At 60.9% G+C, this 16,068-nt stretch carries 8 protein-coding genes and 3 rRNA genes; all 11 read left to right on the top strand.

Features of this window, described 5'->3' with window-relative positions; all coding sequences use genetic code 11:
- Positions 1-3 precede the first annotated feature (3 nt).
- The 11 genes from pheS (at position 4) to rrf (ending at position 16,057) form a co-directional block, all read left to right on the top strand.
- Positions 4-1,089: a phenylalanine--tRNA ligase subunit alpha gene (gene pheS, locus RDV55_RS00055; protein ID WP_111823100.1), complete on the top strand. Its 1,086-nt coding sequence runs from the start codon at positions 4-6 to the stop codon at positions 1,087-1,089.
- A gap of 1 nt (position 1,090) precedes the next feature.
- Positions 1,091-3,739 (top strand): phenylalanine--tRNA ligase subunit beta, encoded by a 2,649-nt coding sequence (pheT, locus tag RDV55_RS00050; RefSeq protein ID WP_111823101.1) that lies wholly within the window; start codon positions 1,091-1,093, stop codon positions 3,737-3,739.
- 102 nt (positions 3,740-3,841) lie between these two features.
- Positions 3,842-4,330, top strand: coding sequence for a flavodoxin domain-containing protein (locus tag RDV55_RS00045; protein ID WP_111823102.1), 489 nt, complete (start codon positions 3,842-3,844; stop codon positions 4,328-4,330).
- A gap of 73 nt (positions 4,331-4,403) precedes the next feature.
- Positions 4,404-4,925 (top strand): arginine repressor, encoded by a 522-nt coding sequence (argR, locus tag RDV55_RS00040; RefSeq protein ID WP_111823103.1) that lies wholly within the window; start codon positions 4,404-4,406, stop codon positions 4,923-4,925.
- Positions 4,926-4,988: 63 nt separating this feature from the next.
- Positions 4,989-6,209, top strand: a complete 1,221-nt coding sequence (locus tag RDV55_RS00035) for an argininosuccinate synthase (protein ID WP_111823104.1) — start codon at positions 4,989-4,991, stop codon at positions 6,207-6,209.
- Between the two features lie 99 nt (positions 6,210-6,308).
- A complete protein-coding gene (locus tag RDV55_RS00030; protein ID WP_111823105.1) occupies positions 6,309-7,664 on the top strand; it encodes an O-antigen ligase family protein in 1,356 nt (451 codons plus the stop codon).
- A 43-nt stretch (positions 7,665-7,707) separates the two neighbouring features.
- Positions 7,708-9,135, top strand: a complete 1,428-nt coding sequence (argH, locus tag RDV55_RS00025; protein ID WP_111823106.1) for an argininosuccinate lyase — start codon at positions 7,708-7,710, stop codon at positions 9,133-9,135.
- 70 nt (positions 9,136-9,205) lie between these two features.
- Positions 9,206-10,468: a tyrosine--tRNA ligase gene (tyrS, locus tag RDV55_RS00020; protein WP_111823107.1), complete on the top strand. Its 1,263-nt coding sequence runs from the start codon at positions 9,206-9,208 to the stop codon at positions 10,466-10,468.
- A 355-nt stretch (positions 10,469-10,823) separates the two neighbouring features.
- Positions 10,824-12,363, top strand: a 16S ribosomal RNA gene (locus RDV55_RS00015).
- Between the two features lie 341 nt (positions 12,364-12,704).
- Positions 12,705-15,831: ribosomal RNA gene (locus tag RDV55_RS00010) — 23S ribosomal RNA — on the top strand.
- 108 nt (positions 15,832-15,939) lie between these two features.
- Positions 15,940-16,057, top strand: a 5S ribosomal RNA gene (gene rrf / locus RDV55_RS00005).
- Together the 16S, 23S and 5S rRNA genes form the textbook arrangement of a ribosomal RNA operon.
- Positions 16,058-16,068 lie beyond the last annotated feature (11 nt).

The following is a 16,068-nucleotide window of genomic DNA, read 5'->3' as shown; positions in this document are numbered from 1 at the left end:
GACATGGCTGGCAATGCCCCTGACCTTGATCCTCTTGACGAGGCAGCCGTTAACGCCGTTCGTGAGGCCGGCCTCGCCGATATTGAGGCCGCGAACTCGCTTGATGCGCTGAAGGCTGTTCGCGCCTCGATCCTCGGTGATCAGGCACCGCTCGTGACCGCTAATCGCACGATCGGCTCGCTCGAGCCCGCGCAGCGCGGTCTCGCAGGCAAGAATCTCGGTCAGGCGCGCAAGGTGTTGACCGAGGCGCTCGTGGAACGTCAGGCAGTTCTTGCCGCTGAGCATGAGGCTCGCATGCTCGTCGAGGAGTCCGTCGATGTGACCCTGCCGACCGTGCGCCGCTCGGCTGGTGCTCGTCATCCCCTCGAGACCCTTATGGAAGAGGTCGCTGACTTCTTCGTGGCGATGGGCTGGGATATTGCCGAGGGCCCCGAGATCGAGCACGAGTGGTTTAACTTCGACTCCCTCAACTTCGACATCGATCACCCGGCGCGCCAGATGCAGGACACGCTCTACATCGACGGCCGCAGCGTCGGCGCGCAGACCGAGGATGGTGCTCACCTTGTAATGCGCACGCACACCTCCCCGGTCCAGTCGCACGCCATGCTCTCTCGCGGTGTTCCCCTCTACGTGGCCTGTCCCGGTAAGGTGTTCCGCTCTGACGCGCTCGATGCGACCCACACCCCGGTTTTCCATCAGGTGGAGGGCCTCGCCGTCGATAAGGGACTGACGATGGCTCACCTCAAGGGCGTTCTCGACCACTTCGCCAAGGCCATGTTCGGCCCCGAGGCGAAGACTCGTCTGCGTCCCTCGTACTTTCCCTTCACCGAACCCAGTGCCGAAATGGATCTGTGGTTCCCTCAGAAGAAGGGTGGCCCCGGCTGGATTGAGTGGGGCGGCTGCGGCATGGTCAACCCGAACGTGCTGCGCGCCAACGGCGTCGACCCTGAGGTCTACTCGGGTTTTGCTTTCGGTATGGGTATCGAGCGCACGCTGATGCTGCGTCACGGCATCGCCGATATGCATGACATCGTTGAGGGAGACGTGCGCTTCTCCCAGCAGTTCGGAGTGAATGGAAGGGGTAACTGACATGCCTATGGTCCCGCTGAGCTGGCTGGCCGATCACGTTGACGTCGCCGAAGGAACCGACGCCGAGGCTCTTGCTGCCGCCCTCGTGAAGGTCGGCCTCGAAGAGGAAGAGATTCACCCGGCGCGCGTCACCGGTCCCCTCGTCGTGGGTCGTGTTCTGACCCGTGTGGAAGAGACCGCATCGAACGGCAAGATTGTCAACTACTGCCGTGTGGATGTGGGGGAGCATAACGATGCTCCCGGCACCGGAAAAGAGCCCTCCGATCTGCCGAGCCGCGGCATCATCTGTGGTGCCCACAACTTCGACGTCGACGACCTCGTCGTCGTCTCTCTGCCTGGCGCGATCCTGCCAGGAGACTTCCAGATCGCCGCTCGTAAGACCTATGGTCACGTCTCCGACGGCATGATCTGCTCCGCGCGCGAGCTCGGCCTGGGCGAGGACCACGACGGCATCATCGTGCTGCCGAAGTACTTCCCGGACCGGGAGATCCCCGCCGTCGGCACCGACATCGTGTCCTGGCTCGGCCTGGGCGAAGAGGTCCTCGAGATCAACGTGACCCCGGATCGTGGGTATTGCTTCTCCATGCGCGGTATCGCTCGTGAATACTCGCACTCCACCGGCGCGTCCTTCCGCGACCCCGGCCTGCCCGGCGTGATCGCGAGCGAGCCTGCGGTCGCGAACGGTTGCGGCTTCCCGGTCGTGTTCTCCGACGACGCCCCGATTCGTGGCCGCTCTGGTGTGGACCGCTTCGTCGCACGTGTTGTGCGCGGGACGAACCCTTCCGCCCCGACACCGCGCTGGATGGTCGAGCGTCTCGAGGCCGCCGGAATGCGGTCGCTCTCCTTGGCCGTCGACATCACGAACTACGTCATGCTCGACCTTGGCCAGCCGATGCACGCCTACGATCTGGGCGACCTGGCCGGTCCGATCGTCGTGCGCCGCGCCCGCGCTGGGGAAACGCTGGTGACCCTCGACGAGGAAAAGCGCGAGCTTGACCCGCAGGATCTGCTGATCACTGACTCGCCCGAGGGTGAGGGTTCTCGCATCATCGGCATCGCCGGTGTCATGGGCGGGGCCTACTCCGAGGTCGGCGAGGGCACGAGCGACGTTCTCTTCGAGGCCGCTCACTTCGATTCGGTGTCGGTTGCCCGTAGCTCGCGCCGCCACAAGCTGCATTCTGAGGCTGCGAAGCGCTTCGAGCGCGGTACGGATCCGCAGCTCCCTGCGGTGGCTGCCCAGCGTGCCGTCGAGCTGCTCGTCCAGTACGGCGGCGGCACGGCCGACGAGGGCGTGACGGACGTGGACGAGCGTGGAGAGGACGTCGTCATCTCGCTTCCCGTCGGTGAAGCGCAGCGCCTGACCGGCGTCGCGCATACTCCCGAGCGCATCGCCGAGCTGCTGCGCACGGTCGGGTGTGTCGTGGAAGGTCCCGACAACGGCGTGTTCACGGTTACCGCTCCCTCGTGGCGTCCCGATTTGACACTGCCGGCTGACCTGGTCGAGGAAGTCGCTCGCCTTGACGGCTACGACAACATTCCAGTTATCATGCCCACCGCCCCGGCAGGCCACGGTCTGACGACCGCGCAGAAGGCTCGCCGTCTGTCGGCAGCGGCGCTCGCTGACGGGGGACTGGTCGAGGTCGAGTCCTACCCGTTCGTGTCCGATACCTGGGATCGTCAGGGCATTCCCGTCGACGATCCGCGCCGCGAGGCGCTGCGCCTGCGTAATCCCATGGCGGATGACGCACCGTGGTTGCGCACGACGATCCTTGACACCCTTCTGGATGTCGCTGGCCGTAACGTCTCGCGATCCAATGCGGATGTAGCGATTTTCGAAGTCGCTAAGGTTGCTCGTCCAGCGGGAACTGTCCCGGCAGACCTGCCCGGTGCCGACGAACGGCCTTCCGATGAGGTGCTTGCGGCGCTCGAAGCCGGTATCCCGGCGCAGCCCTGGCACATTGGCGGCGTCCTGACCGGCCAGGCCGTTCCGGCCGGCGTCCTGGCGAATGCTCGGGCGTTCGATTGGGCGGACGCTCTTGAGCATGTGCGTCGCGTCGCCTCAGGCCTTGGCGTACGCGTCGAGGTGACGCGCGCGTGGATGGACGAGGTGCCCGCGCACAAGGGCGCTCCGATGCCTGCTCCGGCGACGGATCCCGCTGCCGTTGCGCCGTTCCACCCCGGTCGCGTGGCCCGCGTCTTCGTGCGTGCCGGCCGAGACCTCGTGGACGTCGCGCTCGCCGGCGAACTGTCGCCTGCAGCCTGCCGTTCCTTCGGTCTTCCCGCGCGTTCGTGCGCATTCGAGATCGACATGGATGCGCTGATTTCCCAGATGAGTGCTGCTCCCATTCAGGTCAAGGGAGTCTCGACCTTCCCGCTGGCAAAGGAAGACATCGCACTGGTTGTGCCCTCCGATATCCCGGCTTCGCGCGTCGAGCAGATCGTGCGTCAGGGTGCGGGTCAGCTTGCTGAGTCCGTGACGCTCTTCGACATCTACGAAGGTGATCAGGTGCCCGAGGGCCACCGTTCTCTTGCATTTGCGCTGCGACTGCGCGCGGCAGACCACACGCTGACCGCGAAGGAGTCGTCGCAGGTTCGCGCGCAGGTCGTCGCGAAGGCAGCAAAAGTTCTGGGAGCGTCGCTGCGCGCCTAGTGTCCGCGGAGCGACTGGCCGGTCGAATCAGCGGTGTGGCACCCCACTCATTTGGGGCGTTGTGCCCATCGATTCGACCGGTCTTCGCTTTACGATGGGTACATGCACATCCTTGTTACTGCAGCATCAAAGCACGGGGCGACGGATGAGGTCGCCGACGCCATCGCGAAGCGCCTCGAAGCGAAGGGGTTCACCGTTGATCGAGCCGCGCCCGCTGACGTGACCACGGTTGAACGTTACGACGCTGTGATTGTTGGCTCCGCCATCTACATTCTCCAGTGGATGCCCGAGGCCCACGACTTTATGGAGCGCTTCAAGGATGAGCTGCGCGCCAAGCAGGTCTGGGCTTTCTCGGTCGGCATGAACGGGGTTCCGAAGCATTCCGAGCAGGATGGCAGCCGAGTCGGCCCGCTGCTCACACACGTTAACTGCCGTGAGCTGCGTACATTCCCTGGACGCTACAAGCCGACGCTCATGTCGCTGCGTGAGCGTTCGGTCGCGCGCCTCGCCGGCGTCGTTGAGGGCGATTTCCGTGACTGGGACGTGATTGACGAGTGGGCTGACCACATCGCGTCTGAGCTGTCGGCCTGACAGTTCTGATAGTAAGCGGGGGAGGTACGTCCCTCGCCCGCTTGCTCATTTATATGCATTGATGCGTATAATCATGCATATGAGTGCAGCATCCGCCTTTCCGAGCACGAAGAGTGCACGCCACGAAATGATCCGAGACCTCCTCGCATCCGAATCCATCGGCAGTCAAGAGGGCCTACGCGCCCGGCTGGCCGAGCGGGGTGTTGACGTCACCCAGACGACTCTGTCTCGCGACCTCATGGACCTGCGGGCTACGAAGATCCGCAACGCCTCCGGCGCGCTCATCTACACGGTGCCCGACCACGATGGCGGTCTCACCCACGATGCCGAAGCTGCCAACGTTCGCCTCGCGCGCTGGTGTCAGCTCCTCCTCGTCACTTCCGTGAAGGTGGGAAGCCAGCTGGTCCTGCGCACTCAGGTCGGGGCCGCGAATCTCCTGGCCTCATCGATCGATGCTGTGCGGCGCGACGAGATTGCCGGAACAATCGCCGGCGACGACACGATCCTCGTGATCTGTCGCAGCGAACAAGGTGCGGCCAGCGTCGAACGATCGCTGCTTGCCCTCGCCGAGCCGGGCGCACTCCCCGAAAACTAGCCCCGGCCTCGTTCTACCGAGTCCGCCCGGGCACCACGAACCCAACAATTGGAAGGAACCCACATGTCGAGCAAAGACCGCGTCGTCCTGGCGTATTCAGGCGGTCTGGACACCTCTGTCGCTATCGGATGGATCGGCGAGCAGACCGGCCGTGAGGTCGTCGCCGTCGCCGTTGATGTCGGCCAGGGCGGAGAAGACCTGGAGGTCATTCGCCAGCGCGCCCTCGACTGTGGGGCCGTCGAGGCGTACGTCGCAGACGCTCGTGATGAGTTCGCTGAAGAATACTGCATGCCCGCGCTCAAGGCGAACGCTCTGTACGAAGGCAAGTACCCGTTGGTTTCAGCTCTGTCGCGTCCCGTCATCACGAAGCACCTGGTGAAGGCTGCCCGCGAGTTCGGTGCGACGACCGTCGCCCACGGCTGCACCGGTAAGGGCAACGACCAGGTCCGTTTCGAGGTCTCGATTACCTCGATGGCTCCCGATATGGATTGCATCTCCCCGGTTCGTGATCTCGCCCTGACGCGAGATGTCGCTATCGATTACGCCGAGAAGCACAGCCTGCCGATCGAAACGACCAAGCACAACCCCTTCTCGATCGACCAGAACGTGTGGGGCCGCGCTATTGAGACGGGCTTCCTGGAAGACCTGTGGAACGCTCCCACGAAGGATGTCTACAACTACACCGATGATCCGACCTACCCGCCGCTGCCCGACGAGGTCGTCATCACCTTCGACAAGGGCATCCCGGTCGCCATCGACGGCCGTGCGGTCACCCCGCTCGAGGCCATCCAGGAGATGAACCGCCGCGCGGGCGCGCAGGGCATCGGCCGTATCGACATGGTTGAGGATCGCCTCGTTGGTATCAAGTCCCGCGAAATCTACGAGGCCCCCGGAGCTGTAGCGCTCATCGAAGCTCACCAGGCGCTTGAGTCGGTAACGCTGGAGCGCATGCAGCGCCGCTACAAGCGTCAGCTGGAGCAGACCTGGGGTGAGCTCGTGTACGAGGCGCAGTGGTACTCGCCGCTCAAGAAGTCGATGGATGCCTTCATTGAGCACACGCAGGAGTACGTCTCCGGCGACATCCGTATGGTCCTGCACGGTGGTCGCGCGACAGTCAACGGTCGTCGCTCTGAGTCCTCCCTGTACGACTTCAACCTGGCGACTTACGAAACCGGCGATACCTTCGATCAGTCCTCCTCTCGTGGCTTCATCGACATCTACGGTCTGCAGTCGAAGCTTGCGGCTGCCCGCGACGTGCGTTTTGGCCAGAACATGGGGTACTGAACGATCAGTTGAGGGCGTTCTCACAGAGAATGTCTCAGTTGGGTTTCAAGAGGCGGGAGCGCTTCGAATGGCGCTCCCGCCTCGCCTACTGTTTCGTGTATGACGTATGAGGCGAGCGCCGTTAGCGATGCCGTGGGGTCCGATCGCGATGATGCCCTGCGCGCGCGCATGATGCGCTACACGGTTGCAGCGATGTTCTTTGTTGGCTTTGCCGGCAAAGGCGTCCGCGGCATCTTCGGTGAGATCGGTTCCCTCGTTCCGATGCTGATTTTGCTTGTGTCGTTTGTGGTGCTTTTCCGCACCTCGGGGCGCTCGCTCCTACTGCGTCGCTTCCCGACGACGACATGCATGTTCGTCGCCTGGTGCGCCCTTACCTGTGTGTGGTCGGTGGCCCCCCTCCAAAGCGCACAGTACGCGGTCGTATCCTCTGCCCTCACCTTCGTTTCGATTGCGGTAGCCGTCGCGCTGCCGCTCACTGAGCTCGTCGGAGCGTTGATCCTGTCCTTCCAATGGATCATCGGATCGTCGTTTGCGCTCGAGGCCCTCGTCGCCTTCTTCGGTCGTGGCCCGCTTGCCCCGCCCATCCTGTGGGGCAGGGGGCTTCTGCCGGCGTCCTATTACTGGGTGCACGGCCTTCTTCTCGAGGGCGGGCCCATCCAGGGTTTTCCTGGCAACAGGAATCCTCTCGCTTTCATCGCCTTGCTGCTGGCGGTCTGCCTGATTCTTCGATACATGCAGACGAAGCGGGATCGCCTCGTAACGCTATTCTGGCTCGGCGCGTGCGGTGCCGTGCTGGTCCTGACGCAGTCAGCAACGGTCGCTCTGTCGACGGTCGGCTGCCTTGTGGTGATCGCAGGTCTCGTCGTGCAGCGGCGCGTCCCGGAACGTCTGCGACTGCGCGTCGTGGGTGGGTTTGCGGGCTTTGGCGTTCTCACCGCCATCGCGGCCTTCTTTTGCCGCCATGCGATCGCCGATGCTTTTGGCCGCAGCCCCGATATGAGTGGACGCTCCGTGATCTGGCACGCCGTGGCGCCGCTCATCGTGCAGCGTCCTATTGGAGGCTGGGGTTGGTTTATTGGTTGGCCGACGTGGATGGAACCTTTTGCGTCACTCGTGATTCGTCCCGACGGGACGCCGACTAATCAGGCGCACAACGTGTACGTCGAAGCCGCGTTGACGACCGGTTTCGTGGGCGCAGGCCTCGTCACGATTGCGATCGTTTGGACACTGTATCGCGTCGTGAAGGTGGCGGTCGCCCACATTGACGACAACCTGTGGGACGTGATCCCCGCCGTCATCATGATTGCGATGTTCATCCAGTCTTTCACCGAGTCGCGCTTGCTGTTCGAAGGCAACTGGATGCTCTTCGTCATGATCGCGACGTGGGTGAAGGTACGAGGCGAAGTGCCTGTTGTGTGGCCTTCGGCGGCTCGCCAGCATCTCGAATATTCTTGAGACATACGAAGATCATCACTGTCACCGAGCCAGGAGGAAACTCATGTCGCAGTCCGAAACGCACGTCTCCCTATGGGGTGGCCGCTTTTCCGGCGGGCCTTCGCAGGCTCTGGCGGCGCTGAGCGTGTCGACGCACTTCGACTTCCGCCTGGCCCACGTAGACATCGCCGGATCGCACGCGCACGCTGATGAGTTGCATCGTGTCGGCCTGTTGACCGATCAGGAATGCGCCGACATGCACGAAGCGTTGGATCGCCTCGACGCTGACGTTGCATCGGGTGCGTTCGCCCCGTCCATCGACGATGAGGACGTGCACACCGCGCTGGAGCGTGGCCTCATCGAGCGAGCCGGCGCGACGCTTGGCGGCAAGCTCCGTGCCGGCCGCTCGCGCAACGACCAGATCGCCACCCTCATCCGCGTGTATCTGCGCGGGGAAGCCCGACACCTGGCTGGTCGAGTCCTCGACATCGCCCAGGCTCTGGTCGGGCAGGCGGTGCGCGCTGGCGACGCGGTGATGCCGGGCCGTACGCACATGCAGCACGCTCAGCCCGTGCTCGTCGCCCACCACCTGTTGGCACACGTGTGGCCGCTGCTGCGCGACGTCGCCCGTCTTCGTGACTGGGACAAGCGAGCGGCGATCTCCCCGTACGGATCCGGTGCCCTGGCCGGTAATACACTCGGCATGGATCCGCGCCGCATCGCGGCCGCTCTCGGCTTTACCGATTCCGTCGAAAACTCGATCGACGGCACGGCTGCGCGTGACGTCGTCGCTGAGTTTGCTTTCGTGTGTGCTCAGATCGGCATCGATGTTTCGCGTCTGTCGGAGGAGATCGTCATTTGGAACACGAAGGAGTTCGGCTATGTCACGCTGGACGACTCGTACTCCACGGGATCGTCGATCATGCCTCAGAAGAAGAACCCGGACGTCGCGGAGCTCGCCCGTGGAAAGGCCGGCCGGCTCATCGGTGACCTGACCGGTCTGCTCGCCGTTCTCAAGGGTATTCCGCTTGCCTACGACCGTGATCTGCAGGAGGACAAGGAGCCTGTCTTCGACCAGATCGATACCCTCGATGTTCTGTGTCCCGCGGTCGCCGGCATGGTCGACACGATGACGATTCACCTCGATCGCCTCGAGGAGCTGGCTCCCCAGGGATTCTCGCTCGCAACCGATATTGCCGAATGGCTCGTGAAGCAGGGCGTTCCCTTCCGCGACGCGCACGAGATTTCGGGTGCGTGCGTGCGTATCGCCGAGGCCAGGGGAGTGGAGCTCGCAGATCTGACCGATGAAGAGCTCGCCCAGGCCTCGTCCTGCCTGACCCCAGACGTGCGCCGCGTGCTCACCGTCGATGGATCGGTGTGTGCACGACGCGGTCGCGGCGGCACCGCACCGGAGCGCGTCCGTGAGCAGATCGTCGAGGCTGAGGCAGGCCTCGCCGACGCGCGCGCATGGGCTGCAACGGCACTGCGTTAACGCCCACACGCGCAAGCCGATACACTGAGACCGTAACGACCCGTCGAATCCGCAAGGAAGGATAATTTTCGTGACAGACATCCTGGATGAACTGCAGTGGCGTGGGCTGCTCGCGCAGCACACCGACCTCGAGGCGCTCCGTGAGCACCTGAATGCCGGACCTGTCACCTTCTATTGCGGCTATGACCCGACGGCACCGTCGCTGCATCATGGACACCTCGTGCAGCTGATCGTCATGCGTCACCTGCAGCTTGCCGGGCACCGCCCGCTTGCTCTTGTAGGTGGCGCGACGGGGCAGATCGGCGACCCGCGTCAGAGCGGCGAGCGCCAGCTCCAGTCCACCGATGTCGTCAAGGGCTGGGCGGATCGCCTGCATTCGCAGATTTCGAAGTTCCTCGATTTCGAGGGACCCGCGGCTGCAACGATGGTGAACAACCTGGACTGGACCCAGGAGATGAGCGCGATCGATCTGCTGCGCACGATCGGCAAGTACTTCCGTGTGGGCACGATGCTGAACAAGGACATCGTCGCTCGTCGTATCGCGTCGGACGAGGGCATCTCCTACACGGAGTTCTCTTACCAGGTCCTCCAGGCCAACGACTTCCTTGAGCTCTACCGTCGTAACGGCTGCACGCTCGAGACCGGCGGTAATGACCAGTGGGGCAACATGGTGGGCGGTGTCGACCTTATTCGTAAAGTCGAGGGCGTCGACACCCACGTCATGACCACGCCGATCATCACCAAGGCTGATGGCACGAAGTTCGGCAAGTCCGAGGGTGGGGCCATCTGGCTCGACCCGGAGATGATGACTCCCTACGCCTTCTACCAGTTCTGGCTGCAGGTCGCTGACGATGATGTCGTGCGCTTCCTCAAGATCTTCACCTTCAAGTCGCGTGAAGAGATCGAGGCTCTTGCCGTCGAGGTTGCGCAGCGCCCGCATCAGCGGGCCGCGCAGAAGGCGCTGGCGGCTTCGGTCACCGAGCTTGTTCACGGCGCCGACCAGCTCCAGCGTGTGCTCGCCGCAACCGACGCGCTCTGGGGCGGTGGCGATATTCGTGATCTCGACGAGGCGACCTTGGCCGCTGCGACCGCAGGTCTGCCGCGCGCGTCCCTCTCCATCGGCGAGTCGACCGTGGCGGACGCTCTCGTCGCGCTTGGTTTCGAAAAGGGCAAGACCGCTGCCCGCCGCACCATCTCCTCGGGTGGTGCCTCCATCAACAACGTCAAGGTCGAGGATCCCGAGGCAGTTCTGGGCCACGATGACGTTCTCGCTGGTGGACTGGCTCTCATTCGTAAGGGTCGTAAGAACCTTGCGGTGCTTGAGTTGAGCTAATCCTTCTACAAGAGAGGGCGTTCGATGAAGGTCGGGCGCCCTCTTTTCGTTGTGTTTGTTGGGTTTGTGTTGTATGTGGTGGGGGTCACGGTGTTTTGGTTTGACTTTGGGTGTGGGGGTGGGTAGATTATTCACCTGTCGCCGCGAGCTTGTTTGTGGGTTTGTGGTGGTGGTTCACTGCTGTGGGCGCTGGGTTTTGGCTTGGTTGTCTGTGGTGTGTGGGTGTTGTTTGTGAACTCGATAGTGTGTTTGTTTGTTTTTTATGCCTGTTTTTTGTTTTTGAGTGTTTTTGGTTGGGATTGCTGACTGGGCGTTTTGTTTGGTTGGTTTTTCTGGGCTTTAACGTTTTTGTTTTTGTTCGGAGAGTTTGATCCTGGCTCAGGACGAACGCTGGCGGCGTGCTTAACACATGCAAGTCGAACGCTGAAGCTCAGCTTGCTGGGTGGATGAGTGGCGAACGGGTGAGTAACACGTGAGTAACCTGCCCCCTTCTTTGGGATAACGCCCGGAAACGGGTGCTAATACTGGATATTCACTGATCTTCGCATGGGGGTTGGTGGAAAGGTTTGTTCTGGTGGGGGATGGGCTCGCGGCCTATCAGCTTGTTGGTGGGGTGATGGCCTACCAAGGCTTTGACGGGTAGCCGGCCTGAGAGGGTGACCGGTCACATTGGGACTGAGATACGGCCCAGACTCCTACGGGAGGCAGCAGTGGGGAATATTGCACAATGGGCGAAAGCCTGATGCAGCGACGCCGCGTGAGGGATGGAGGCCTTCGGGTTGTAAACCTCTTTCGCTCATGGTCAAGCCGCAACAGTGGTTGTGGTGAGGGTAGTGGGTAAAGAAGCGCCGGCTAACTACGTGCCAGCAGCCGCGGTAATACGTAGGGCGCGAGCGTTGTCCGGAATTATTGGGCGTAAAGGGCTTGTAGGCGGTTGGTCGCGTCTGCCGTGAAATCCTCTGGCTTAACTGGGGGCGTGCGGTGGGTACGGGCTGACTTGAGTGCGGTAGGGGAGACTGGAACTCCTGGTGTAGCGGTGGAATGCGCAGATATCAGGAAGAACACCGGTGGCGAAGGCGGGTCTCTGGGCCGTTACTGACGCTGAGGAGCGAAAGCGTGGGGAGCGAACAGGATTAGATACCCTGGTAGTCCACGCTGTAAACGTTGGGCACTAGGTGTGGGGGCCACCCGTGGTTTCTGCGCCGTAGCTAACGCTTTAAGTGCCCCGCCTGGGGAGTACGGCCGCAAGGCTAAAACTCAAAGGAATTGACGGGGGCCCGCACAAGCGGCGGAGCATGCGGATTAATTCGATGCAACGCGAAGAACCTTACCAAGGCTTGACATGCACGGCGGCACTGCAGAGATGTGGTGGCATTTAGTTGGTCGTGTGCAGGTGGTGCATGGTTGTCGTCAGCTCGTGTCGTGAGATGTTGGGTTAAGTCCCGCAACGAGCGCAACCCTTGCCCTATGTTGCCAGCACGTGATGGTGGGGACTCGTGGGGGACTGCCGGGGTTAACTCGGAGGAAGGTGGGGATGACGTCAAATCATCATGCCCCTTATGTCTTGGGCTTCACGCATGCTACAATGGTTGGTACAGAGGGTTGCGATACTGTGAGGTGGAGCGAATCCCTTAAAGCCAGTCTCAGTTCGGATTGGGGTCTGCAACTCGACCCCATGAAGGTGGAGTCGCTAGTAATCGCAGATCAGCAACGCTGCGGTGAATACGTTCTCGGGCCTTGTACACACCGCCCGTCACGTCACGAAAGTTGGTAACACCCGAAGCCCATGGCCTAACCGCTTTGTGCGGGGGGAGTGGTCGAAGGTGGGATTGGCGATTGGGACGAAGTCGTAACAAGGTAGCCGTACCGGAAGGTGCGGCTGGATCACCTCCTTTCTAGGGAGCCCTGTTGTGTGGGGGAGCAATTCTTTTACTGCGCGGGCCCATGTGGCTGGTGTGGTGGGTTGTTCTTCTTGTGCCTGCATTCGTTCGCTGCCCGTGGTGGGTGGTGGGTGTGGGTGCGTTTTTTTGGGGTTGGGCATAATAGTTTTGTGGCAGACAAGCACACTGTCGGGTTCACGTTCAACACCGTGTGAGCGTCCGCTGCCTTGAGGGTGGTGGTTGCCTGCGCAGCCAGCCGGCGGCTTGATGTTGTTGGTGTGGGTTGTGTGTGGTGGGTTGTTTGTGATTTGTATAGTGGTTGCGAGCATATTTGTTCTGTACTGTTTTTGTGATTTTGTTTAGTTTTATTGGGCATTCGGTGGATGCCTTGGCATCAAGAGCTGATGAAGGACGTTGCGGCCTGCGATATGCCTCGGGGAGCTGGCGAGCGAGCGTTATTATCCGAGGGTGTCCGAATGGGGGAACCTAACCTGGGTTGTGCTGGGTTACCATCATCTGAACGTGTATAGGGTGGTGGGGGGAACGCGGGGAAGTGAAACATCTCAGTACCCGCAGGAAAAGATATTCCGTGAGTAGTGGCGAGCGAAAGCGGAGGAGGCTAAACCAGATGCGTGTAAGAGGCGGCGGCCGTTGCGTGTTTGGTGTTGTGGGGCCATGTTGGACTCTTCTGCCGGGGGGTCGCACCATGTGATGCTGGGAGTTGAACAGTTTGGGAAGGCTGACCGTAGAGCGTGAGAGTCGTGTAAACAAACTGGTGTTGTGTGGTGTGGGTGTGGTGCCCGAGTAGCGCGGGACTCGTGAAATCTCGTGTGAATCTGCCAAGACCACTTGGTAAGCCTAAATACTACTTGATGACCGATAGTGCATAGTACCGTGAGGGAATGGTGAAAAGTACCCCGGGAGGGGAGTGAAATAGTACCTGAAACCGTGTGCCTGTAAGCCGTCAGAGCCTTGTGGGGTGATGGCGTGCCTTTTGAAGAATGAGCCTGCGAGTTAGTGATACGTGGCGTGCTTAACCCGTGTGGGGTATGCGTAGCGAAAGCGAGTCTGAAAGATGGCGTTTGTCGCGTGTTCTAGACCCGAAGCGGGGTGATCTACCCATGGTCAGGTTGAAGCAGAGGTAAGACTGTGTGGAGGACCGAACCCACCAGGGTTGAAAACCTGGGGGATGAACTGTGGGTAGGGGTGAAAGGCCAATCAAACTCCGTGATAGCTGGTTCTCCCCGAAATGCATTTAGGTGCAGCGTCGCGTGGTCCCTGGTGGAGGTAGAGCTACTGGATGGCCGATGGGCCCTATGGGTTACTGACGTCAGCCAAACTCCGAATGCCATTAGGTGTAGCGCGGCAGTGAGACTGCGGGGGATAAGCTTCGTAGTCGAGAGGGAAACAGCCCAGATCATCAGCTAAGGCCCCTAAGCGTACGCTAAGTGGGAAAGGATGTGGAGTCGCGGTGACAACCAGGAGGTTGGCTTAGAAGCAGCCATCCTTGAAAGAGTGCGTAATAGCTCACTGGTCAAGTGGTTCTGCGCCGACAATGTAGCGGGGCTCAAGCGTACCGCCGAAGCTGTGGCAACAACACGCGTTGCTGGCACCAGGAACTGGATGTCGGTGTGTTGTTGGGTAGGGGAGCGTCCTGCACGAGGTGAAGCCTGGAGGGAACTTCTGGTGGATTGTGTGGGAGTGAGAATGCAGGCATGAGTAACGAATCTGCGGTGAGAATCCGCAGCGCCGATTGACTAAGGGTTCCAGGGCTAGGTTTATCCGCCCTGGGTTAGTCGGGTCCTAAGGCGAGGCCGACAGGCGTAGTCGATGGACAACCAGTTGATATTCTGGTACCGCGTTATGACCGCCCATGCTGAAGTCATTGTGCTAACCAATTTGCTCACGCCGCTTCCATGCCTTCGGGCGTGTTGGTGTGTGTGGGTCTTGGGGCCCCGGTGATGGTAGGCAAGCGTGTTAACAGGGGTGACGCAGACAGGTAGCTGCAGTGCGCCGATGGTTGTGCGTATTTAAGGTTGTGGCCCGTTCCTCAGGTAAATCCGGGGGGCATTGTGGGTGAGAACTGATGAGGGACACACGCGTGTGTGGACTTGTGGTGATCCTAAGCTGCCGAGAAAAGCCTCGACGTGAGGGCATAACGCGCCCGTACCCTAAACCGACTCAGGTGGTCAGGTAGAGTATACCGAGGCGTTCGAGTGAATCGTGGTTAAGGAACTCGGCAAAATTCCTCCGTAACTTCGGGATAAGGAGGACCCCGTGACTTCCCTCCGTCATGCGCGGTGGTGGGGTTGTGGGGTCGCAGAGAATAGGGAGAAGCGACTGTTTATCAAAAACACAGGTGCGTGCGAAGCCGTAAGGCGATGTATACGCACTGACGCCTGCCCGGTGCTGGAAGGTTAAGAGGAACCGTCAACAACCCCTTTGTGGTTGTGAAGCGGTGAATTTAAGCCCCAGTAAACGGCGGTGGTAACTATAACCATCCTAAGGTAGCGAAATTCCTTGTCGGGTAAGTTCCGACCTGCACGAATGGCGTAACGACTTCTCCGCTGTCTCAACCGCGAACTCGGTGAAATTGCAGTACGAGTAAAGATGCTCGTTTCGCGCAGAAGGACGGAAAGACCCCGGGACCTTTACTATAGCTTGGTATTGGTGTTCGCTTGGACTTGTGTAGGATAGGTGGGAGACTGTGAAGGCGCCGCGCCAGCGGTGGTGGAGTCGTCGTTGAAATACCATTCTGGTTCAAGCGGTCACCTCAACCTAGACCCGTGATCCGGGTTGGGGACAGTGCCTGGTGGGTAGTTTAACTGGGGCGGTTGCCTCCTAAAAAGTAACGGAGGCGCTCAAAGGTTCCCTCAGCCTGGTTGGTAATCAGGTGGCGAGTGCAAGTGTACAAGGGAGCTTGACTGTGAGACCGACGGGTCGAGCAGGTGCGAAAGCAGGAACTAGTGATCCGGCCATGGCACGTGGGTGCGTGGTCGCTCAACGGATAAAAGGTACCCCGGGGATAACAGGCTGATCTTGCCCAAGAGTCCATATCGACGGCATGGTTTGGCACCTCGATGTCGGCTCGTCGCATCCTGGGGCTGGAGTTGGTCCCAAGGGTTGGGCTGTTCGCCCATTAAAGCGGTACGCGAGCTGGGTTCAGAACGTCGTGAGACAGTTCGGTCCCTATCCTCTGTGCGCGCAGGAAACTTGAGAAGGGCCGTCCCTAGTACGAGAGGACCGGGATGGACGAACCTCTGGTGTGCCAGTTGTACCGCCAGGTGCATGGCTGGTTAGCTACGTTCGGAAGGGATAACCGCTGAAAGCATCTAAGCGGGAAGCCTGCTTCAAGATGAGGTTTCCACGCCCCCCCCGTGGGGTGAGAGGCCCCCGCCAGACTAGCGGGTCGATAGGCCAGAGGTGGAAGCACAGCAATGTGCTCGAGAGCCGACTGGTACTAATTGGCCAACACTAAACAACACCCAACACAACGGGCCCACAAAAACAGCGAACAACGCCGCAACCACTATACAAACCACGATCAACCCACACCCACACACCAGTGGGACACGGAAGAACACACAATCTTGTGGTGGTCACAGCACCGGGGAAACGCCCAGCCTCCATTCCGAACCTGGAAGCTAAGCCCGGCAGCGCCAATGGTACTGCAACCGACAGGTTGTGGGAGAGTAGGACACCGCCACAACACAACCAATA

Source organism: Schaalia odontolytica (assembly GCF_031191545.1).
Classification (GTDB): domain Bacteria; phylum Actinomycetota; class Actinomycetes; order Actinomycetales; family Actinomycetaceae; genus Pauljensenia; species Pauljensenia odontolytica.
This window is presented reverse-complemented; position numbering and strand designations above follow the sequence as displayed.